Source organism: Streptomyces sp. ME02-8801-2C (assembly GCF_033793965.1).
Classification (GTDB): domain Bacteria; phylum Actinomycetota; class Actinomycetes; order Streptomycetales; family Streptomycetaceae; genus Streptomyces.
Genome location: NZ_JARAXP010000007.1, coordinates 1 through 20,746 on the forward strand (window position 1 = coordinate 1; position 20,746 = coordinate 20,746).

Here is a 20,746-nt window from a genome sequence, read left to right on the forward strand (position 1 = left end):
CGATCGCCGTGAGGGTGAGCGTTCCGGTTTCCGTCGGGATGATGATCGCGGTGGGTTCCGTGGGCGTAGTGACGATCGTGGGGATCGTGGCGGGTTCGTCCGGCGTGACGATCGTCGGGACGATCGCGGTGGTGACCGTGGTGGCCGTCCGGCCAGTGGCGGCTTCCGGCGTGATGACGACCGTGGTGGCCGTCCCGCCGGTGGCGGCTTCCGTCGTGATGACGACCGTGGTGGGCGTCCCGCCGGTGGTGGGTTCCGTCGTGACGACGACCGTGGTGGGCGCCCCGCCGGTGGTGGGTTCCGTGGGCGTGATGACCGTGGTGACCGCGGTGGCTTCCGGCGTGATGACGACCGTCGGGACAGCGACCGTGGCGGGTTCCGTCGCGACGACAACCGTGGTGAGCGCACTGGCTTTGCGCGGCGGGACGACGATCGCGGTGGATTCCGTGGTCGGAGCGACGACCGCGGTGGCCGTCCGGCCGGCGGAGGCTACCGTGGGCGGGACGACCGTGGCGGTCGGCCCGGTGATGGCGGCGGTTTCCGGGGGCGTGATGACCGCCGGGACGACCGTCGCGACGGTGGGCGGTTCCGTGACGAGCGCGACCGGGACCGGGAGCCGATCAAGCGGCTGCCGATCGCCGAGGACGTCACGGGCGAGGAGATCGACAAGGACGTACGCCAGGAGCTGATGAGCCTGCCCAAGGGGCTGGCTGAGGAGGTCTCCAAGAACCTGGTGATGGTCGCGAGGCTCATCGACGAGGACCCCGAGAGCGCCTACGGGTACTCGCGGGTGGCTCTGCGGCTGGCTTCGCGCGTGGCCGCCGTACGGGAGGCGGCCGGGTTCGCCGCGTACGCGAACCAGAAGTACAGCGAGGCGCTGGCCGAGTTCCGTGCGGCTCGGCGGATGACGGGGAACGTCGAACTGTGGCCCGTCATGGCCGACTGCGAGCGTGGGCTCGGGCGGCCCGAGAAGGCGCTCGACATGGCCGGGGCGCCCGAGGTGCACAAGCTGGACAAGGCCGGTCAGGTCGAGATGCGGCTCGTCGCGGCCGGTGCCCGGCGTGACATGGATCAGCTGGACGCTGCCATCGTGACCCTGCAGAGCCCCGAGCTGGCCTCCAACTCCGTGCAGCCGTGGACCGCGCGACTGCGGTACGCGTACGCCGACGCCCTGTTGGCGGCCGGGCGTGAGGACGAGGCGCGGGAGTGGTTCGCCAAGGCCGTCGAGTCCGACAAGGACGGCAGCACGGACGCCTCCGACCGGCTCGCCGAGCTGGACGGCGTGGAGTTCGTCGACGCGTTCGACGACAGCGAGAGCGACAGCGACAGCGACGACGATGCCGATGGTGATGAGGCTGCTGAATCGGCTGTCACCGTCGCCGCCGCCGACGACAGTGCCGAGGACGAGCAGCGCTGATCTGCGGTAATAGGTGAAGGGCGGGATCCCGGTCAGGGGTCCCGCCCTTTCGCGTTTCAGTGCGCCAAGGTGCGCAGGACCAGGCCCGAGGCCGGTTTGGGGCCGAAGGACGTCGACTTGCGGGGCATCGTGACGCCCTGGCGCGCCAGGTCCCGTACGACCTCCTCGCGGACCGGGTGCATCAGGACTGCCGTACCGCCGTCCTGTTCCGCCTTCTCCACGGTGGCGGCGGTGTCGTGGATGTACGCGATGCGCGCCGGTGAGTCCTCGGGGATGTGCCAGATGTGGGCGAGGAGCGTCGCGTGCAGGACTGTCGCGTCCAGGGTGCGCCAAGCCTGCGGGCGGTCGGCCGGGATCGTACGGGCCAGGAGGGCCTCGTCCGGGCGGTCCACGAGGTGGAAGGCGCCGTCGCCGGCCAGGAGGAAGGCGTTGCCCGTGGTGGCCGCCTCGGCGAGGGCGGTGAGTGCCTCGGGGAGGAGAGCCGAGAGGTGACGTACCCGGAAGTGGCCCTCCAGAGCCGCCAGGGCCTCGGAGACCGGGAGGTCGTGCAGGAGGCGGTGGATCGCGCGGACGCGCAGGGGGTAGTGGGCGGTGTCCACGAGGAGTACTAGACCGTGGTCCCAGGGGCTGGGGGAGGGATGCTCCGCGCGTAGACGCAGATACGTCGCCCAGCGGTGGTGTCCGTCGGCGATGAGTGCCTGGTGATGTGCCAGATCTGTCTGGATCCCGGCCAGTTCGGCAGGGTCGGTGATGGCCCAGAGACGGTGGCCGTAACCGTCCTCCGTGGTCGTCGAGAGCAATGGGGGGCGGTCAACCGTCCGTTCGATCAGCGTGCTGGTCGCGTGGGGCGACGGGGCGGAGGAGTTGTCGCTCCGGTAGGTCAGGAGGAGGGGTTCCAGGTTCGCGTAGGTGGCGCGCATCAGGGCCGCGCGTTCCGCCACCACGTGCGGCATGACGTCCTCGTGGGGCAGGACGACGCGCTCCGAGGGCTCCGACAGACGCAGGGCGCCGATGACCCCGCGCTGGAGGTGGCCGGTCGTGTCGCGCTGCTCGTAGACGTACAGGGCGGGTTCGGGGTCGGTGGTCAGGATGCCTTCGGCCAGCCAGTCGTCCAGGGTGTCGGCGGCCTGTTCGTTGCGGATGGACGGGGTCGCCGCCTGGGGGAGGATCAGCCGGACGATGTTGTGCGGGTCGGCCGATTCGAGGTGTATCAGGCCGTCCGGGCGCACGATGACGTCGTACGGCGGAGAGGTCACGGCGGCCAGGCTGCCGACCCGGTCGGGGTCGTAGCGAAGGCCCCGGAAAGGGGTCAGTTGAAGGCCCATGCGAGCCGGTACGTCCGCGGGACCTGCAGTGTTCATTGGTGCATCGTAGGGCTGTCAGTGCCATGGGGGATGATCGGGGGAAAGCCGGTCGAACGAGGAGCGATGCACAATGAGCCAGACCGTCAGGACGCGGCCCGAGGGCAGTGCGCGGGCCCTCAGCGAGGCGTACGACACGGCGCTGCTCGACCTCGACGGGGTGGTGTATGCGGGGGGCAGCGCGATCGTGCACGCCGTCGAGTCGCTCGGTGTCGCGCGCGACGGTGGGATGCGGCTCGCGTATGTCACCAACAACGCGTTGCGTACTCCGGACGCGGTGGCCGAGCATCTCACCGAGCTGGGTATAGCGACGGAGGGCTCGGACGTCATCACCTCGGCGCAGGCGGTGGCCCGGCTGATCGCCGACCAGGTGCCGGCGGGGGCGCGTGTGCTGGTGATCGGCGGTGAGGGGCTCAGGGTCGCGCTGCGCGAGCGGGGGCTCGAGCCCGTCGACTCGGCCGAGGACGAGCCGGTGGCGGTCGTGCAGGGGTACGGCGGGCCCGAGTTGCCCTGGGGGCGGTTCGCCGAGGCGTGCTATGCCATCGCGCGCGGGGTGCCCTGGTTCGCGTCCAACACCGACCTGACGATTCCCAGCGGGCGTGGGATCGCGCCGGGCAACGGGGCCGCGGTGGAGGTCGTGCGCATCGCGACCGGGGCCGAACCGCAGGTGGCGGGCAAGCCGTTGCCGCCGATGCACCGGGAGACGGTGCTGCGGACCGGGGCCCGGCGTCCACTGGTCGTCGGGGACCGGCTGGACACGGACATCGAGGGCGCGTTCAACGGGGAGGTCGATTCGCTGCTGGTGCTGACCGGAGTGGCGGACGGCGCGCAGTTGCTGGCCGCGCCGCCGCAGCACCGGCCCACCTATGTCGACGCCGACCTGAGGGGGCTGCTGACCGGGCAGCCGGAGGTGACGGAGACGGACGGGGGCGGCGGATTCCGGTGCGGGGGATGGACGGCCACGGCGGGGGAGGAGTTGCTCGAACTGACCGGGGACGGGGAGGCCCTCGACGGGCTTCGCGCGCTGTGCGCGGCGGCCTGGACGGCGGCGGGGGACGGCGCGTGCACGTTGGACGGGGGGAAGGCGCTGGCGCGGCTCGGGTTGTGAGGACTTCGACGCGCCGAGGGCCAACGTGGCACGCGTCGGGGGCGCTCGCAGGGCAGGGACCGAGGTGTTAGCCAGGGTAGGCTAACCTAACTTCGTGATGGTCGACGGTCCTCCCGAGCAGTGCGCGCAGACGGCTCCCGCGCCGCCCAAGCGGCAGGCGATACGGGCCGTGGGACTCCTCGTCTCCGTGGGAATCCTGCTTCTCGTAGTCCTCGCGAGCATTGCGATCGGCGCGAAGGAACTGTCCCTCGATCAGGTCTGGCACGGCCTGTTCCAGGACTCGGGGACCTACGGCGACGTCGTCGTGGGCGAGCGCGTCTCGCGCACCCTTCTCGGCCTGCTCGCCGGTGCCGCGCTCGGCCTGTCCGGAGCCGTGCTCCAGGCGCTGACGCGCAACCCGCTGGCCGATCCCGGGCTGCTCGGCATCAACGCGGGCGCCTCGGCCGCCGTGGTCACCGCCATCACCTTTCTCGGCGTCACCTCGCTGAGCGGCTATGTGTGGTTCGCCTTCTTCGGAGCTGCCGCCGTCGGGGCCCTGGTCTGGTTCCTCGGGGGCAGCCGGGGTGCCACACCCGTGCGGCTCGCGCTCGCGGGCACCGCGATCAGCGCCGCGCTCTACGGCTATCTCCAGGCCGTGATGATCACGGACGACGCCGCACTGAGCAGGATGCGCTTCTGGACGGTCGGTTCCCTGGCCTCGGCCACCGACGACACCATCACCCAGGTCCTGCCGTTCATCGTGGTCGGCACCGTCCTCGCGCTGCTGCTCGCCCGGCCGCTCAACGCCGTGGCGATGGGCGACGACACCGCCCGCGCACTCGGCGCCGACCTGAACCGCACCCGGGCGCTGTCCATGGCCGCCGCGACCGTGCTGTGCGGCGCCGCGACCGCCGCCTGCGGCCCGATCGTCTTCGTCGGCCTGATGGTCCCGCACGTCGTGCGGTCCTTCACCGGACCCGACCTGCGCTGGATCCTGCCGTACGCGACCGTCCTCTCGCCCGTGCTGCTGCTCGGCGCCGACGTCATCGGGCGGGTCGTCGCGCGGCCCGCCGAACTCCAGGTCGGCATCGTCACCGCGGTCATCGGCGGCCCGGTCTTCATTCTTCTCGTACGACGGCGGAGGACGGCCCAGCTGTGAAGAGCAACCTTGTCCGGCCCGCCCGACGGGTCGGCGGCACAGGGCGTGTCGTACGGACCCCGGGCGGGCTCTCCCTCCGGCTGGACGTGCGGGCGTTGGTCGTCGTCGTGGTGCTGCTCCTGGCAGCGCTGACCGCGAGTGTGCTGCTGGTCGGTACCGGCGACTTCCCGATCCCGGCCGGGGATGTGATCAAGACCCTGTTGGGGGACGGAAACCCCGGCCAGGAGTTCGTCGTCAACCAGTTGCGGCTGCCCCGGGTGCTGGTCGGGCTGCTGGTCGGGGCCTCGCTCGGGCTGGGCGGCGCGCTGTTCCAGGCCATCTCCCGCAATCCGCTGGGCAGTCCCGACGTACTCGGCCTCAGTCAGGGCTCGACGGCAGGTGCGCTGGTCGTGATCGTGCTGTTCTCCGGGAGCGCCGCGCAGGTCACCGCGGGTGCTGTCGTGGGCGGGCTGGTGACCGGGCTCGCCATCTATCTGCTGGCGTGGAAGCGGGGCGTGCACGGCTACCGGCTGGTGCTCGTCGGCATCGGGGTCTCCGCGCTCGTCACGGCCGTCAACGGTTACCTGATCACCAAGGCGGACCTCGTCGACGCGGCCCGCGCGGTCGTGTGGATGACCGGCTCCCTCAACGGGCGGGGCTGGGACCAGGTCCGGCCGCTGCTGTGGCTGTGCGCGGTCCTCGTACCCGTGGTGCTCGCGAACGCGCGCGGGCTGCGGATGACGGAGATGGGCGACGACGTGTCGTACGCCCTCGGGGTGCGCGTCGAGCGCGTACGGCTGGTGCTGATGACGGCCGCCGTGCTGCTCACCGCGGCTGCCACGGCCGCCGCCGGCCCCGTGGGCTTCGTCGCGCTGACCGCGCCGCAGCTCGCCCGGCGCCTGACCCGATCGCCCGGGCCGAACCTGGTGCCGTCCATGTGCATGGGCGCCACCCTGCTGGTCGTGGCCGACTGGGCCTCGCAGCGCCTCTTCGGCGCGGATCAGCTGCCCGTGGGGGTGGTGACCGGTGTGCTCGGCGGGGTGTATCTGCTGTGGCTGCTGGTCACCGAGCGGAAGGCGGGCCGGATATGAGTCGCCGGAGCGAGCCGGAAGAGAGCGGCTCAGCGAACGAGAACGTCAAGAAGGGCACCGACACCGTGAACCGCCTGTCCGCCGAGAACATGACCCTCGCCTACGACCAGCGTGTGATCGCCGAGCGGTTGTCGGTGGAGATCCCCGACAACTCCTTCACGGTCATCGTCGGGCCCAACGCCTGCGGCAAGTCCACGCTGCTGCGGGCCCTGTCGCGGATGCTGAAGCCGAGCGAGGGCCGGGTGCTGCTCGACGGGCAGGTCATCCAGTCGATGCCCGCGAAGAAGGTCGCGCGGACACTCGGGCTGCTGCCGCAGTCGTCGATCGCGCCCGACGGGATCACCGTCGCCGACCTGGTGGGCCGGGGCCGCTACCCGCACCAGGGCATCCTGCGCCAGTGGTCCACCGAGGACGAGCGGGTCGTCCAGGAGTCCATGCGGCACACCGGGGTCGCGGAACTCGCCGACCGCTACGTCGACGAACTCTCCGGTGGTCAGCGTCAGCGGGTGTGGATCGCGATGGCGCTCGCCCAGCAGACACCGCTGCTGCTGCTCGACGAGCCGACGACCTACCTCGACATCCAGCACCAGATCGACGTCCTCGACCTCTGTGCCGAACTTCACGAGGAGCAGGGCCGGACCCTGGTCGCCGTTCTGCACGACCTCAATCACGCGGCCCGGTACGCCACGCATCTCATCGCACTGCGCGAGGGCGAGGTCATCGCCGAGGGCGCGCCGGGCGACATCGTCACGGCCGGGCTCGTCGAGGAGGTGTTCGGGCTGCGCTGCCAGGTCATCGACGATCCGGAGACCGGGACGCCGCTGGTGGTGCCGGCCGCGCGCAAGGCCCGTACACAGGTCGCTACAGGAGTTTCCTGAGGCGGAACAGATCCTTCAGGCCCGCCTCCAGTTTCACCCGGCCCGAGCCCCACGCCTTCGCGAAGTTCAGCTCACCGGAGACCAGCGCCAGCAAGTCGTCGCCGGACATGGTGAGCCGGATCTCGGCCTTCTCCCGGGGCGGGCCCTGGAGGGTGTCCTGGACCTCGATCCGGCCGGCCTTCAGCCGTCCTACGAAGGTCACGTCCAGATCGGTGATACGGCAGCTCAGCGAGCGGTCCAGGGCCGCCGCCTCGCGTACGTCCCCGCTCGCGCTCGCCATGTTGTCCGAGAGCCTGTCGAGTGCGCTGCGGCACTCCTCAATCGTCGCCATCGCGCACGACGGTACCTCAGCCGTTCGCGGTAGCGTCAGGGCATGAACGACTCAGTGCCCCCGGCCGAGGGCCCGGAGGAAGATCCCGTTCCGGTTTCGGCTCCGGACCCGGCTCCGGATGCGGTTCCCGGGGAGGCCGTCGAATGTGGCTCTGACGTGTCCGACACCGACCCCGCCGCCCCGGCCCCGCTGGGCATCCCCCGCGCCGCCACGGGCAACGCGGACGTCGACGCCCGGCTCGAGCGGCTCGGTGACGCCGACCACCTCGCCACGGACGGACATGTGGAGGTGTACGAGGATGTACACCGGGGGCTGCGCGACGCGCTCACCGCGCTCGACGCCCGCCCGGGACCTCCGGCGCCCCCGACGACGTACGACCCCAGGAGCTGAACCGAACGTGGCAGGAGTGGCACGCCGCCGTCTTGATGCCGAGCTGGTGCGGCGGAAGCTCGCCCGCTCGCGGGAGCACGCGAGCCAGCTGATCGCCGCCGGGCGGGTCACCGTCGGCAAGACCGTCGCGACCAAGCCCGCCACCCAGGTGGAGACCGCCGCCGCGATCGTCGTCGTGAGCGACGACAGCGATCCCGAGTACGTGTCCCGGGGCGGCCACAAGCTCGCGGGCGCGCTGGAGGTTTTCGTACCGCAGGGGCTGAAGGTGGGCGGCCGGCGGGCGCTGGACGCCGGTGCGTCCACCGGCGGATTCACCGACGTACTGCTGCGCGCGGGCGTAGCACACGTCGTCGCCGTCGACGTGGGGTACGGACAACTCGCGTGGTCTCTCCAGAGCGATGAACGCGTCACCGTCAAAGACCGTACGAACGTACGCGAGTTGACGCTCGAAGCGATCGATGGGGAACCAGTGGATCTTGTCGTGGGGGATCTGTCCTTCATCCCGCTCGGTCTCGTGCTGCCCGCCCTCGCGCGGTGCGCGGCACCCGATGCCGACCTGGTGATGATGGTCAAACCACAGTTCGAGGTGGGGAAGGAACGACTGGGCAGTGGAGGAGTCGTACGCAGTCCCGAACTGCGTGCCGAGGCGGTGCGCGGAGTCGCCGCCAGGGCGGGGGAACTGGGGCTCGGGGTGCAGGGCGTGACCGCCAGCCCGCTGCCCGGTCCCTCGGGGAACGTCGAGTACTTTCTGTGGCTGCGGGCCGGCGCACCCGAACTCAACCCGGCCGACGTTGACCGTGCAGTGGCGGAGGGGCCTCGTTGACTCAGACCCGAGATCGTACTGTTTTCCTGCTCGCCCACACCGGGCGGCCGGCCGCGATCAGAAGTGCCGAACTGGTGGTCCAGGGGCTGGTGCACTCCGGACTCGGGGTGCGGGTGCTCGCGGCGGAGGCGGCGAACCTGCCGCTGCCGCCGGAGGTGGAGCTGATCGAGGAGGCCACCGCGCAGTGCCTCGACGGCTGCGAGCTGCTCATCGTGCTGGGCGGTGACGGGACGCTGCTGCGCGGCGCCGAGTTCGCCCGGGCGTCGGGGGTGCCGATGCTCGGCGTCAACCTCGGCAGCGTCGGCTTCCTCGCGGAGGCCGAGCGGGACGACCTCGACAAGGTGGTCGACCGGGTGGTGACGAAGGCGTACGAGGTCGAGGAACGGATGACCATCGACGTCGTCGTCCACCAGAACGGCAACATCGTGCACACCGACTGGGCGCTGAACGAGGCGGCCGTGCAGAAGGTGTCCGCGGAGAAGCTGCTCGAGGTTGTTCTGGAGATCGACGGGCGGCCTGTTACCGGGTTCGGGTGTGACGGGATCTGTCTGTCGACGCCTACTGGGTCGACCGCTTATGCCTTCTCTGCCGGGGGACCTGTGGTGTGGCCCGAGGTGGAGGCGCTGTTGATGGTGCCGATCAGTGCGCATGCGTTGTTCGCGAAGCCGTTGGTGACGTCGCCTGATTCTGTGCTGGCTGTGGAGGTTCTGCCTCATATTCCGCCGGGCGTTCTGTGGTGTGACGGGCGGCGGACCGTGGAGTTGCCGCCGGGGGCGCGGGTTGAGGTTCGGCGGGGGGCTGTGCCGGTTCGGTTGGCTCGGCTGCATCATGCTTCGTTCACTGATCGGCTCGTTGCCAAGTTCGCGTTGCCTGTTTCCGGGTGGCGGGGGGCGCCGCACTGACGCGGTCCGTGGGGGGTGGCTTGGAATCGATGGCGGGTGCGGGTGCGCTGTGGCTTGTCGCGCAGTTCCCCGCGCCCCCTTGGGTGGGTCCACCCCCCTGGGTGACAAGGGTGGGTCGCACATCGGGTGGCTGACCTCGTATGGTCGTCCTCGTGTTGGAGGAGATGCGGATACGGTCGCTCGGCGTCATCGACGATGCGGTCGTCGAGCTGTCGCCCGGCTTTACCGCCGTGACCGGTGAGACCGGTGCGGGTAAGACCATGGTCGTGACCAGCCTCGGGCTGCTGCTCGGTGGGCGGGCCGATGCGGCTTTGGTGCGGATCGGGGCCAGGAACGCGGTCGTGGAGGGGCGGATCACCGTGCCTCCGGGCGGGTCGGCCGTCGTACGGGCCGAGGAGGCCGGTGCCGAGCTGGACGACGGAGCGCTGCTGATCAGCCGTACCGTTTCCGCCGAGGGGCGCTCCCGGGCGCACCTGGGCGGGCGGTCCGTGCCGGTCGGGGTGCTCGCCGAGCTCGCCGACGAGCTGGTCGCCGTGCACGGGCAGACCGACCAGCAGGGGCTGCTCAAGCTGTCCCGGCAGCGGGCGGCCCTCGACCGGTACGCGGGGGACGCGGTCGCAGCGCCGCTGACCAAGTACGCCGAGGCGTACCGGCGGCTGCGTGCCGTCGTCAATGAGCTGGACGAGATCACCACGCGCGCGCGTGAGCGGGCCCAGGAAGCCGACATGCTGCGGTACGGGCTCGACGAGATCGCCGCCGTGGAGCCGCGCGCCGGTGAGGACGTCGAGCTCGCCGAGGAGGCCGAGCGGCTCGGGCACGCGGAGGCGCTTGCCTCGGCCGCGACCGTCGCCCACGCCGCCCTGGCCGGCAACCCCGAGGACCCTGAGGGCATCGACGCCGCCACGCTCGTCGCGGGTGCCCACCGGGCCCTGGAGGCCGTACGGTCGCACGACTCCGCCCTGGCCGCGCTCGCCGACCGGATCGGCGAGGTCGGCATCCTGCTCGGGGACGTCGCCGGGGAGCTGGCGGGGTACGCCGACGACCTGGACGCCGATCCGCTGCGGCTGGCGGCCGTCGAGGAACGGCGGGCGGCACTCACCGCGCTGACCCGCAAGTACGGCTCCGATGTCGCCGGAGTGCTCACCTGGGCCGAGCAGGGTGCCGCGCGGCTGCTCGAACTCGACGGTGACGACGAGCGGATCGGTGAGCTGACCGCCGAGCGCGACTCGCTGCGCGCCGAACTGGGCGGGATGGCACAGGCGTTGACAGACGCGCGGACCGAGGCGGCCTCGCGGTTCGCGGCCGCCGTGACCGCCGAGCTGGCCTCGCTGGCAATGCCCCACGCGCGCGTGTCGTTCGACATCCGGCAGACCGAGGACCCGGAGGGGGTCGAGGTCGACGGCCGTACCGTCGCCTACGGTCCCTCCGGCGCCGACGAGGTCGAGCTGCTGCTCGCCCCGCATCCGGGGGCGCCCGCCCGGCCCATCGCCAAGGGCGCGTCCGGCGGTGAGCTGTCCCGCGTGATGCTGGCCGTGGAGGTCGTGTTCGCCGGTACCGATCCGGTACCCACCTATCTGTTCGACGAGGTCGACGCCGGGGTGGGCGGCAAGGCGGCCGTGGAGATCGGGCGGCGGCTGGCCAAGCTGGCGAAGAGCGCACAGGTCGTCGTCGTGACGCATCTGCCGCAGGTCGCCGCGTTCGCCGACCGGCAGCTGCTGGTGGAGAAGACCAACGACGGGTCGGTGACCCGCTCGGGCGTCAAGGTGCTGGAAGGTGAGGAGCGGGTACGGGAGCTGTCGCGGATGCTGGCCGGGCAGGAGGACTCGGAGACGGCGCGGGCACACGCGGAGGAGTTGCTGGCGGCGGCCAGGGCGGACGGCTGACGTTCGAACAGCTGACGGTTAGTGGGGTCTCTCTCACCCGAGTGAGTGACTCGCCCCACCCTTCCGTGGTTCGGAACACCCGTACGTACTGGCATCCTTGAAGGAGCACGGAAAACCCCCGTACCCGGAGGAAGCCGCGCGGTACACCCCTTCCGCCCAAACCTTCTGTACGTTTCGTCCGTGCCCTTCCTTCGTGACCGCCCGACGCCGAACCAGGAGCCTCTGGCCACGTGACCAGCCACTCACCGCACGGTCAGTCATCGCTGCGCACCGTGCAGGTGCTCGGCGGCGGCAACGCCGGCAGCAGCGCACACGTGCGTTCGCTGGCCGCGGGGCTCGTGGCGAGAGGCGTGCGGGTCATCGTGTGCGCCCCCACCGACGCCGACATCGCCTACGACTTCTCCGGCGCCGGTGCCGAACACGTGCCCATTCCGCGCAGCAGCGACCCCGGCTCGGTGGCGGCACTGCGCGCGGCCTGTTCGAACGCCGACCTTGTGCACGCGCACGGGCTGCACGCCTCCTTCCGGGCCGCTCTCGCGCTCAGCGGACGCCGTACGCCGCTCGTCGTCACCTGGCACAACCGCGCCTATGTCGAGGGGCCGCGCGCCCATCTGCTGAGGGTGCTGGAGCGGCGGGTCGTGAAGTCCGCCGCCGTCGTCCTCGGGACCTCCTCCGACCTCGTGGACCGGGCCAGGCGACGCGGGGCCCGCGATGCCCGGCTGTCCGCCGTGGCGATGCCCGCCCCGGGCGGGGCCCCGGGGCGGGACGAGTCCGACCGGTGCAAGACCCGGGCCGAACTCGGCGCGACGGACCGCCCGTTGCTCATGGCCGTCGGCTCCCTCGACCGGCACCGCGGCTACGACGTCCTGCTGGACGCCGTACGCGCGTGGCGTGGCCTCGATCCCGTGCCGCTCCTCGTGATCGTGGGGGAGGGGCCGCTACGGCCGGAACTGCAGGGTCGCATCGAGAAGGAGGGCTTGCCGGTACGGCTCATCGGGCACCGTGACGACGTGAGCGAACTGCTCGACGCCGCCGATCTCGCCCTCCTGCCCAGCCGTTGGGAGTCCCGCTCGGTCTTCGCCCAGGAAGCCCTCCACGCGCGTGTGCCGCTGATCGCGGCCGCCGTGGGAGGCGTTCCGGAGCTGGTAGGGGACGCGGCCGAACTCGTCCCCTACGGCGACGCGACGGCGCTCGGCGAGGCCGTGGTGCGGCTCCTCGGGGATCCGGAGCGCCGGGAACACCTCCGGGAGCGGGGCGTCCGGCAGATCGGCACCTGGCCCACCGAGGACGCGACGGTCGCCCAAGTGCTCAGTGTGTACGACGAGTTCACCCAGCTGCGGCCGCTGAGCTGACAGCCTGGACCGGTTCAGCTCACGTGTCTGCGGGCCCGTAGCGCGAGGCTCAGTGCCAGTACCGTCTGCGGGTCGTCCAGGTCCGTGCCCAGCAACTCCCCGATCCTCGCGAGGCGGTTGTAGAGCGTCTGGCGGTTGAGGTGGAGTTCGCGGGCCGTCTCCGCCTTGCGGCCCGCGTGCGCCAGATAGGTCTCCAGGGTGGGCAGCAGCGGCGGCTTGGACCGGTCGTCGTGGGTGCGCAGCGGGCCGATCGCACGGTCCACGAAGGCCGCCAGGTCCGGCTGGTCGCGCAGCCGCCACAGCAGCAGGTCGATGTCCAGGCGACGGGCGTCGTACCAGGGCCGGTCCGGCAGACCCTGGGCGGCCGTCGCTGTCTCCGCCGCGTGGCGCAGGCCCGCCGAGGCAGCCGCCCAGCCACCGGCGACGCCGACCACGACGACCGGCGGCTGGGCGCCCGGGCGTTGCATCCCGGCGCGTTCCACCCCTGCCCGCAGCGCCGCCGCAACCCGGTCGGCGACCGCCGGACGCTCCGCCTCCGTACGCAGGCCCACCAGCAGCGGCACCCGCCCCTCGACCGGCCGTACGCCCAGCAGCACCGGCACGCCCACCGACGCCAGCTCCTCCGCGACCGCACGCGCCAGCACCGCCCAGCCGCCACCCGGCGACAATGTGTCGGCGAGCCGCATCACCACCGGCAGGAGCGGCCCGGAGCCGGGCTTGAAGCCGAGGACGCGGGCCTGCGCGGGCGCGGCCTCCGCGTCGACCCGGCCCTCGGCGAGGTCGGTGAGGAAGTCGCCGCGCCCGCGCGCCGCCAGCTCCTCCTCCTGGCGGGCCTGCATCAGGACGACGGCCAGAATCCCCGCGGCCCGCTCGGCGGCGATGCGGTGAACGGGGGCGAGCGGTTCGAGGACGGGCAGCAGCACCAGACGTGCGCGGACCGACCCGGCGCCGGGCCCGCCCCCGGGGACGTCGACGAGCACGGAACCGGCGGGCGGCGGCGCGTCCTTCTGCTGGGCGCGCAGGCCCTCCCACACCTGGAGCGGATCGGCTCCCTCGGGGCCGGCGCCGGCCGCGTACAGGAGCTGGCCGTCCGTCGTCTCCAGGAACACCGGGTTGCCGCCGAAGTCGGCCAGTATGCCGAGGACCTGCGGGATCCCGCCGCCGCCGAGCAGGGCCTCCGTGCAGCGCCGGTGGACCTCCTCGGCCCGCTGGAGCAGCGCGTAATGGCCGTTGACGATCTCGGTGTGGATCTCCTCGGTGACGGCCACGAACGGCACCTCGCGGTGCAGCTGGACCAGGGGCAGGCCGGTCGAACGGGCCGTGTCCACAAGCGCCGCCGGCAGCCGGGTGAAGCGGGGGCCCAGCTCCACGACGAGGGCCGCGATGCCCCGCTCGGCGAGCGTACGGACGAACGCGCGCTGCTCGGCGGGACGGGTACCGAGCCCGTAGCCGGTCGTCAGGAGCAGCTCGCCGCCCTTGAGCAGCGAGGCGATGTGCGGGACCTCGCCCGCGTGCACCCACCGCACGGTGCGCCCCAGCCGTTCGGCGCCCGCCAGGATCTCCGGCAGTCCGCTGCGCAGCCCGGGCAGCTCGAGCGCCCGCCGCACCGTGATCCCGGCGCCCTCGGTCTCGAAACGGCTGTCCGCGCGGCTGTCCATGCAGCGGACGCTACCCGCACCTACGTACCGCTGACGACCTGCGCATCAGCGGCACGACCGGCTCGGCTACGACGGAACGATGTTGTGGTTGAAGCGGAACACGTTGTCCGGGTCGTACTGGCGTTTCACCGACGCCAGCCGACGTGTGTGCTCGGCGCCCAGGCCCGCGATCACCCGCTCCGCGCCCTCGTCGCCGATGAAGTTGAGATAGACCGCGCCGGTGCTCCAGGGCCGGACACCGGCACGCAGGTCATGGACCCAGCGGACGCAGCGTTCGTCGTCCGCCGGGTCCTCCCAGAGGCCGAAGGGGTGCACGGCCCACCGGGCGTCCCGGTAGGGGACCGGGTACTCGGACGGGCCGTCGGCGATGGCGCCGCCGAGCGGGAACAGCGCGCTCTGGGTGCCGGTGGGCACGGGGACGGCGTCCCCGAGGGCGCAGAAGGCGTCCACGAACTCGTCGGGCGCGCCCGTCAGATACTCCGCCGACCAGTAGTTCCGCAGGCCGGGCGGGTCGTCGAGCATGCACTGGAAGTCGGCGTACGGGATCGCGGTGACGATCTCCACCTCGTGCGGCAGGGCGAGCAGTGGTTCCGCGAGCTTGCGCATGTCGTCCTCGGTACCCGCGTACGTCAGCAGCGCGCCGCACAGCAGCTGTCCGACCAGCTGCGGCGGGACGAACTCCTCGGGCGGGCCGGTGAGATAGATGACGCCGCCGCTCGCCTCGACCGGGCCGGCCTCGATCACGTCGCGGTAGGTGCGCACGACCTCGGCGCCGAACTCCGGGAGGTAGAGCAGCAGCGCGACGGAGAAGGCGGGCAGTTCGTGCAGCCTCAGGGTGAGCGAGGTCGCGACGCCGAAGTTGCCGCCGCCGCCGTGCAGGGCCCAGAAGAGTTCCGGGTGGTGCTGGGCGCTCGCGTGGACCTCGGTGCCGTCGGCGGTGACCAGGTCGACGCCGATGAGGTTGTCGACGGCGAGTCCGTGCGCCCGGTCGAGCCAGCCGCTGCCACCGCCGAGCACGAAACCGGCGACGCCGGTCGTGGAGGCCCGGCCGCCGGTGGTCGCCAGTCCGTGCGGTTGGGTCGCCCGGTCCAGGTGGCTCATCAGGGCGCCGCCCTGGACCCGTACCGACTGCGCCGCCCGATAGACGGTCACCTCGTGCATCCGGCGCAGGTCGATCACCAGACCGTTGTCGTTCACGCCCATACCCGCCACGCTGTGGCCGCCGCCGCGCACCGCGATCTTCAGGTCCAGATCACGGGCGAAACGTACGGAACGGGCCACGTCGGCCTCGTCGGCGCACTGCGCGATCACCGCGGGGCGTTTGTCGATCATGGCGTTGAAGACGACGCGGGCCTCGTCGTATCCGGGGTCGCCCGGGGCGATTACGTCACCGGTGAGGTCTTCGCGGAGCGCGGAGAGGGCTGCGCCCGCCGTTGAGGGGGAAGCCATGGCGGTCCCCTTCCGACGCAGGGACAGGTGTGCGTTCCAGCCTAGGTGCTCCGCTGCGAGGGCGCGGGTTCGAGCTGCGGCGCCGTCGTGGCTGGTCGCGCCCACGCGGCGGAGCCGCAATTGTCAGAGCCCCGCGCCCCTTCCGGGGCGCGGTTCGCTGGGCGTCGGTTTCTAGCCGCCGTACGCCCCCGAAGCCGTCAGGCGCAGGGCCGTGTCGATGAGGGGGACGTGACTGAAGGCCTGCGGGAAGTTGCCCACCTGGCGCTTGAGACGCGGGTCCCACTCCTCGGCGAGCAGGCCCAGGTCGTTGCGGAGGGCGAGGAGCTTCTCGAAGAGCTTGCGGGCCTCGTCGACCCGGCCGATCATCGCCAGGTCGTCCGCCATCCAGAACGAGCAGGCGAGGAACGCGCCCTCGTCGCCCGGCAGACCGTCGAGGTTCTCCTCGCCGCCCGAGGTCGGGTAGCGCAGGATGAAGCCGTCCGAGGTGGACAGTTCGCGCTGGATGGCCTCGATGGTGCCGATGACGCGCTTGTCGTCGGGGGGCAGAAAGCCCATCTGCGGGATCAGCAGCAGGGAGGCGTCCAGCTCCTTCGAGCCGTACGACTGTGTGAAGGTGTTGCGCTCCTTGTCGTAACCCTTCTCACACACGTTCCGGTGGATGTCGTCGCGCAGTTCGCGCCACTGCTCCAGCGGGCCGTCCGCGTCGCCGGACTCGATGAGCTTGATCGTGCGGTCCACCGCGACCCAGGCCATGACCTTGGAGTGCACGAAGTGGCGGCGAGGGCCGCGCACCTCCCAGATGCCCTCGTCGGGCTCGTCCCAGTGCCGCTCGAGGTAGCGGATCAGCTTCAGCTGCAGCAGGGAGGCGTAGTCGTTGCGGGCCAGACCCGTCATATGGGCCAGGTGCAGAGCCTCGGTGACCTCGCCGTACACATCCAGCTGGAGCTGGTGCGCGGCGCCGTTGCCGACCCGGACGGGGCCCGAGTTCTCGTAACCGGGCAGCCAGTCCAACTCGGCCTCGCCCAACTCCCGTTCGCCCGCGATGCCGTACATGATCTGCAGATTCTCCGGGTCGCCCGCGACCGCGCGCAGCAGCCATTCGCGCCAGGCGCGGGCCTCGTCGCGGTAGCCGGTGCGCAGCAGGGAGGAGAGGGTGATGGCCGCGTCACGCAGCCAGGTGTAGCGGTAGTCCCAGTTGCGTACGCCGCCGATGTCCTCCGGGAGGGAGGTGGTGGGGGCCGCGACGATGCCGCCGGTCGGCGCGTACGTCAGCGCCTTCAGCGTGATCAGCGAGCGGATGACGGCCTCCCGGTAGGGGCCGTGGTACGTGCACTGCTCGACCCACTCCCGCCAGAACTCCTCGGTGGCCTCGAGGGACTGCTCCGGCTCGGGCAGCGGGGGCGGCTGCTTGTGCGAGGGCTCCCAGGAGATGGTGAACGCGATCCGGTCACCGGGTGCCACCGTGAAGTCGGAGTACGTCGTCAGGGACTTGCCGTACGTCTCGGCGGTGGTGTCGAACCACACCGAGTCGGGGCCCGCGACGGCGACTGTCCGGCCCTCGTGCCGGTGCACCCACGGCACGACACGGCCGTACGAGAACCGCATGCGCAGGGCCGAGCGCATCGGCACCCGGCCGCTGACGCCCTCCACGATGCGGATCAGCTGGGGGGCGCCGTCGCGAGGGGGCATGAAATCGGTCACTCTGACCGTGCCGCGCGGGGTGTCCCACTCGGATTCGAGGATCAGCGAGTCGCCGCGGTAGCGGCGGCGGGCCGCCGCGGGCGGTTTCGCGTCCGTCGCGTGCGCGGGACCGAGGCGCCAGAAGCCGTGCTCCTCGGTGCCGAGCAGTCCCGCGAAGACGGCATGGGAGTCGAAGCGGGGCAGGCACAGCCAGTCGACTGTGCCGTCCCGGCAGACCAACGCTGCGGTCTGCATGTCTCCGATGAGTGCGTAGTCTTCGATGAGCCCGGCCACGTGCAACTCCAGTCGAACGGCCACGTCGCCCCCATGGAAAAAAGGGGGTCTCGCTCTTGCGGTCAAAGGGTTCGTTCTTCAAGCGTCGTTGAGCGGTGAAGCAAACACCAATCTTTGCTCAACGGACTGACGAGCTCTCGTTGTTCCGGGGTACGGGCGGGGGTGGTGCCGTGTTGCCGGCCGGGCTCGGCAGCGAGTGTCCGAGGAGCATACGACGCACTCAGATGATCCGCGTGCCGCTCCGGAGAACCTGGGTCCGCTGAACGAGTGAAGCTCGAGTGAGCGGACACTGTTTCGGGTGAGCGCCGGACAGGCGGTGGGTGACTCGTGTACGGGATGTGTGCCCACGCGTGCGCGGAGCGTGGCCGGGAGCCATCTCCCCGGCTCGCTGATACCCTGGTAGCCCGTGGACCGGTGGGCACGAAACCCCCGAACCGCAGCGACGGATCCTCCCCTGAAAACCCGGAAAGCTCCGGGCCGGGCGGCCGTACCGCACTCCAGACCGCGACCACGGGAGCCCCGCCTTGGCCATGACACCCGCTGCTTTTCGAAACAGCAACGCCACGACGACCAAGCACATCTTCGTCACCGGGGGTGTCGCCTCCTCGCTCGGCAAGGGGCTGACGGCCTCCAGCCTCGGCATGCTTCTCAAGGCGCGCGGCCTGCGGGTCGTCATGCAGAAGCTCGACCCCTACCTCAACGTCGACCCGGGCACGATGAACCCCTTCCAGCACGGTGAGGTGTTCGTCACGCACGACGGCGCCGAGACCGACCTGGACATCGGCCACTACGAGCGTTTCCTCGACCGCGACCTCGACGGCTCGGCCAACGTCACCACCGGCCAGGTGTACTCGACGGTGATCGCGAAGGAGCGGCGCGGCGAGTACCTGGGCGACACCGTCCAGGTCATCCCGCACATCACCAACGAGATCAAGCACCGCATCCGCCGGATGGCCACCGACGAGGTCGACGTCGTCATCACCGAGGTCGGCGGCACGGTCGGCGACATCGAGTCGCTGCCCTTCCTGGAGACAGTGCGTCAGGTCCGCCACGAGGTCGGCCGCGACAACGTCTTCGTCGTCCACATCTCGCTGCTGCCCTACATCGGCCCGTCCGGCGAGCTGAAGACCAAGCCGACCCAGCACAGCGTGGCGGCGCTGCGGAACATCGGTATCCAGCCGGACGCGATCGTGCTGCGCTGCGACCGCGAGGTGCCCGTCGCGATCAAGCGCAAGATCTCCCTGATGTGCGACGTCGACGAGGCCGCGGTGGTCGCCTGTCCGGACGCCCGCTCGATCTACGACATCCCCAAGACCGTGCACCGCGAGGGCCTGGACGCCTATGTCGTCCGCAAGCTGGACCTGCCGTTCCGGGACGTGGACTGGACGACGTGGGACGACCTGCTGAACCGCGTCCACAACCCCGCCCACGAGATCAACCTGGCGCTGGTCGGCAAGTACATCGACCTGCCCGACGCCTATCTCTCGGTCACCGAGGCGCTGCGTGCCGGCGGATTCGCGAACCACGCGCGCGTGAAGATCAAGTGGGTCACCTCGGACGACTGCAAAACCCCCGCGGGGGCGAAGAAGCAGCTGGAGGACGTGGACGCGATCTGCATCCCCGGCGGCTTCGGCGACCGGGGCGTGTCGGGCAAGGTCGGCGCGATCCAGTACGCCCGCGAGCACAAGATCCCGCTGCTGGGGCTGTGCCTGGGCCTGCAGTGCATCGTCATCGAGGCCGCCCGCAACCTGGCCGGCATCGAGGACGCCAACTCCACGGAGTTCGACGCCGCGACCGCCCACCCGGTCATCTCGACGATGGCCGAGCAGCTCGACATCGTCGCGGGCGACGGCGACATGGGCGGCACGATGCGCCTGGGCATGTATCCGGCCAAGCTCGCCGAGGGCTCCATCGTGCGCGAGGTGTACGACGGCAAGGAGTACGTCGAGGAGCGCCACCGGCACCGCTACGAGGTCAACAACGGCTACCGGGCCGAGCTGGAGAAGAAGGCCGGTCTGCAGTTCTCCGGCACCTCCCCGGACGGCAAGCTCGTGGAGTACGTCGAGTACCCGCGGGAGATCCACCCCTACCTGGTGGCCACCCAGGCCCACCCGGAGCTGCGTTCCCGGCCCACCCGCCCCCACCCGCTCTTCGCCGGCCTCGTCAAGGCCGCCGTACAGCGCAAGTCGGGCAAGTAGCGCCAGGGCTGTACGGTGACCGGGGTGCGCGCCTTTTGGGGTGCGTGCCCCGGTTTCGTGTGCCGGTCCTTGTGCTGGTGGCTGTGCCGGTTTCGTGTGTACGGGCGGGATGTGGGATGCGGGAGGACAAGTCGACATGACCACCATCAAGGACACTCCGGAGGAGTGGGAGATCCGGGCCTCGGAGACCCCCTTCGTGGGCAACAAGACCTCCGTGCGCACCGACGAGGTGGTCATGCCCGACGGCTCGGTCGTGGGCCGCGACTACCAGGTACACCCCGGCTCCGTGGGCGTCGTCGCCCTCGACGACGAAGGGCGGGTCCTGCTGATCCGTCAGTACCGTCACCCCGTCCGCCAGCGGCTCTGGGAGATCCCGGCCGGTCTGTTGGACGTACCTGGCGAGAATCCGCTGCACGCCGCCCAGCGCGAGCTGTACGAGGAGGCGCACGTCAAAGCCGAGGACTGGCGGGTCCTGGCCGACGTCTATCCCACGGCGGGCGGCTGCGACGAGGCCGTACGGATCTTCCTGGCCCGGAATCTGTCCGAGGTCGTGGGGGAGCGCTTCGAGGTCGAGGACGAGGAGGCCGACATGGAGTACGCGCGCGTACCCGTCGGCGAACTGGTCCGGGGTGTTCTCGCCGGTGAGGTGCACAGCAACTGCCTTGTCGTGGGCGTCCTTTCGCTGGTGGCGGCCGAGCAGGGCGACGGGCTGGAGGCACTGCGCCCGGCCGAGGCGCCGTGGCCGGCCCGGCCCTTCGACGCCTGAGGCGCGCCCTCCGGCCTTCCGGGGCCGTCTGCCGCGTCCGGTGTGACC

Annotated in this window: 17 protein-coding genes and 1 pseudogene; 13 read left to right on the forward strand and 5 right to left on the reverse strand. The window is 71.2% G+C overall.

Annotation, left to right across the window (positions count from 1 at the left end; all coding sequences use genetic code 11):
* Positions 1 to 689: pseudogene (locus PV396_RS22960) on the forward strand (hypothetical protein); the annotation flags it as partial.
* The gene (locus PV396_RS22965) at positions 689 to 1,417 is read left to right on the forward strand and encodes a tetratricopeptide repeat protein (RefSeq protein ID WP_319207427.1); all 729 of its coding nucleotides are present in this window, start codon (positions 689 to 691) and stop codon (positions 1,415 to 1,417) included. The pseudogene PV396_RS22960 and the gene PV396_RS22965, both read left to right, overlap by 1 nt.
* A 56-nt stretch (positions 1,418 to 1,473) precedes the next feature.
* Here PV396_RS22965 and PV396_RS22970 read toward each other — a convergent pair whose 3' ends face one another.
* On the reverse strand, positions 1,474 to 2,778 hold the full coding sequence (locus PV396_RS22970) for a DUF1015 domain-containing protein (protein ID WP_319207429.1): 1,305 nt from the start codon (positions 2,776 to 2,778) through the stop codon (positions 1,474 to 1,476).
* 73 nt (positions 2,779 to 2,851) lie between these two features.
* Here PV396_RS22970 and PV396_RS22975 point away from each other — a divergent pair, with 73 nt between their 5' ends.
* The 4 genes from PV396_RS22975 (at position 2,852) to PV396_RS22990 (ending at position 6,972) form a co-directional block, all read left to right on the forward strand.
* Positions 2,852 to 3,886 (forward strand): HAD hydrolase-like protein, encoded by a 1,035-nt coding sequence (locus PV396_RS22975; protein WP_319207430.1) that lies wholly within the window; start codon positions 2,852 to 2,854, stop codon positions 3,884 to 3,886.
* Between the two features lie 94 nt (positions 3,887 to 3,980).
* On the forward strand, positions 3,981 to 5,024 hold the full coding sequence (locus tag PV396_RS22980) for a FecCD family ABC transporter permease (protein ID WP_319207432.1): 1,044 nt from the start codon (positions 3,981 to 3,983) through the stop codon (positions 5,022 to 5,024).
* Positions 5,021 to 6,094, forward strand: a complete 1,074-nt coding sequence (locus PV396_RS22985; RefSeq protein WP_319207435.1) for a FecCD family ABC transporter permease — start codon at positions 5,021 to 5,023, stop codon at positions 6,092 to 6,094. Before PV396_RS22980 ends, PV396_RS22985 begins: the two co-directional genes overlap by 4 nt.
* Positions 6,091 to 6,972, forward strand: a complete 882-nt coding sequence (locus tag PV396_RS22990) for an ABC transporter ATP-binding protein (protein ID WP_416071462.1) — start codon at positions 6,091 to 6,093, stop codon at positions 6,970 to 6,972. Before PV396_RS22985 ends, PV396_RS22990 begins: the two co-directional genes overlap by 4 nt.
* Here PV396_RS22990 and PV396_RS22995 read toward each other — a convergent pair.
* A complete protein-coding gene (locus tag PV396_RS22995) occupies positions 6,956 to 7,303 on the reverse strand; it encodes an SCP2 sterol-binding domain-containing protein (RefSeq protein ID WP_319207437.1) in 348 nt (115 codons plus the stop codon). The two genes, PV396_RS22990 and PV396_RS22995, sit on opposite strands and share 17 nt — an antisense overlap.
* 42 nt (positions 7,304 to 7,345) lie before the next feature.
* Here PV396_RS22995 and PV396_RS23000 point away from each other — a divergent pair, with 42 nt between their 5' ends.
* The 5 genes from PV396_RS23000 to PV396_RS23020 all read left to right on the forward strand — a co-directional run bounded on the left by PV396_RS23000 (position 7,346) and on the right by PV396_RS23020 (position 12,653).
* Positions 7,346 to 7,693 carry a hypothetical protein gene (locus tag PV396_RS23000; RefSeq protein WP_319207439.1) on the forward strand — a complete coding sequence of 116 codons (348 nt, stop codon included), beginning with the start codon at positions 7,346 to 7,348 and terminating at the stop codon, positions 7,691 to 7,693.
* Between the two features lie 7 nt (positions 7,694 to 7,700).
* On the forward strand, positions 7,701 to 8,516 hold the full coding sequence (locus tag PV396_RS23005; protein WP_319207441.1) for a TlyA family RNA methyltransferase: 816 nt from the start codon (positions 7,701 to 7,703) through the stop codon (positions 8,514 to 8,516).
* Complete coding sequence (locus tag PV396_RS23010) at positions 8,513 to 9,418, forward strand: NAD kinase (protein WP_319207444.1); 906 nt, start codon at positions 8,513 to 8,515, stop codon at positions 9,416 to 9,418. The genes PV396_RS23005 and PV396_RS23010 overlap by 4 nt, the downstream gene beginning before the upstream one ends.
* A gap of 140 nt (positions 9,419 to 9,558) precedes the next feature.
* On the forward strand, positions 9,559 to 11,301 hold the full coding sequence (gene recN, locus PV396_RS23015) for a DNA repair protein RecN (protein WP_319207446.1): 1,743 nt from the start codon (positions 9,559 to 9,561) through the stop codon (positions 11,299 to 11,301).
* A 230-nt stretch (positions 11,302 to 11,531) separates the two neighbouring features.
* A complete protein-coding gene (locus tag PV396_RS23020) occupies positions 11,532 to 12,653 on the forward strand; it encodes a glycosyltransferase family 4 protein (protein ID WP_319207448.1) in 1,122 nt (373 codons plus the stop codon).
* Positions 12,654 to 12,667: 14 nt separating this feature from the next.
* On the opposite strand, the gene PV396_RS23025 is transcribed toward PV396_RS23020, so the two are convergent.
* The 3 genes from PV396_RS23025 to PV396_RS23035 form a co-directional block, all read right to left on the reverse strand.
* A complete protein-coding gene (locus PV396_RS23025; protein ID WP_319207450.1) occupies positions 12,668 to 14,311 on the reverse strand; it encodes a PucR family transcriptional regulator in 1,644 nt (547 codons plus the stop codon).
* 66 nt (positions 14,312 to 14,377) lie between these two features.
* The gene (locus PV396_RS23030; protein WP_319207452.1) at positions 14,378 to 15,760 is read right to left on the reverse strand and encodes an FAD-binding oxidoreductase; all 1,383 of its coding nucleotides are present in this window, start codon (positions 15,758 to 15,760) and stop codon (positions 14,378 to 14,380) included.
* Positions 15,761 to 15,931: 171 nt separating this feature from the next.
* Positions 15,932 to 17,734, reverse strand: a complete 1,803-nt coding sequence (locus tag PV396_RS23035) for a glycoside hydrolase family 15 protein (protein ID WP_319208388.1) — start codon at positions 17,732 to 17,734, stop codon at positions 15,932 to 15,934.
* Between the two features lie 530 nt (positions 17,735 to 18,264).
* Here PV396_RS23035 and PV396_RS23040 point away from each other — a divergent pair.
* Both PV396_RS23040 and PV396_RS23045 read left to right on the forward strand, forming a co-directional pair.
* A complete protein-coding gene (locus PV396_RS23040) occupies positions 18,265 to 19,932 on the forward strand; it encodes a CTP synthase (protein WP_319208389.1) in 1,668 nt (555 codons plus the stop codon).
* A gap of 136 nt (positions 19,933 to 20,068) precedes the next feature.
* On the forward strand, positions 20,069 to 20,698 hold the full coding sequence (locus tag PV396_RS23045; protein ID WP_319207453.1) for an NUDIX hydrolase: 630 nt from the start codon (positions 20,069 to 20,071) through the stop codon (positions 20,696 to 20,698).
* The last annotated feature ends 48 nt before the right edge of the window (positions 20,699 to 20,746 follow it).

Excerpts from the sequence above, each read along its gene's own strand:
- PV396_RS23000 (WP_319207439.1), top strand. The coding sequence starts at position 7,346 with ATGAACGACTCAGTGCCCCCGGCCGAGGGCCCGGAGGAAGATCCCGTT.
- recN (WP_319207446.1), top strand. The coding sequence starts at position 9,559 with ATGGTCGTCCTCGTGTTGGAGGAGATGCGGATACGGTCGCTCGGCGTC.
- PV396_RS23040 (WP_319208389.1), top strand. The coding sequence starts at position 18,265 with ATGACACCCGCTGCTTTTCGAAACAGCAACGCCACGACGACCAAGCAC.
- PV396_RS22995 (WP_319207437.1), bottom strand. The coding sequence starts at position 7,303 with ATGGCGACGATTGAGGAGTGCCGCAGCGCACTCGACAGGCTCTCGGAC.
- PV396_RS22965 (WP_319207427.1), top strand. The coding sequence starts at position 689 with ATGAGCCTGCCCAAGGGGCTGGCTGAGGAGGTCTCCAAGAACCTGGTG.
- PV396_RS23025 (WP_319207450.1), bottom strand. The coding sequence starts at position 14,311 with ATGGACAGCCGCGCGGACAGCCGTTTCGAGACCGAGGGCGCCGGGATC.
- PV396_RS23045 (WP_319207453.1), top strand. The coding sequence starts at position 20,069 with ATGACCACCATCAAGGACACTCCGGAGGAGTGGGAGATCCGGGCCTCG.
- PV396_RS22970 (WP_319207429.1), bottom strand. The coding sequence starts at position 2,778 with ATGAACACTGCAGGTCCCGCGGACGTACCGGCTCGCATGGGCCTTCAA.
- PV396_RS22975 (WP_319207430.1), top strand. The coding sequence starts at position 2,852 with ATGAGCCAGACCGTCAGGACGCGGCCCGAGGGCAGTGCGCGGGCCCTC.
- PV396_RS22990 (WP_416071462.1), top strand. The coding sequence starts at position 6,091 with ATGAGTCGCCGGAGCGAGCCGGAAGAGAGCGGCTCAGCGAACGAGAAC.
- PV396_RS23030 (WP_319207452.1), bottom strand. The coding sequence starts at position 15,760 with ATGGCTTCCCCCTCAACGGCGGGCGCAGCCCTCTCCGCGCTCCGCGAA.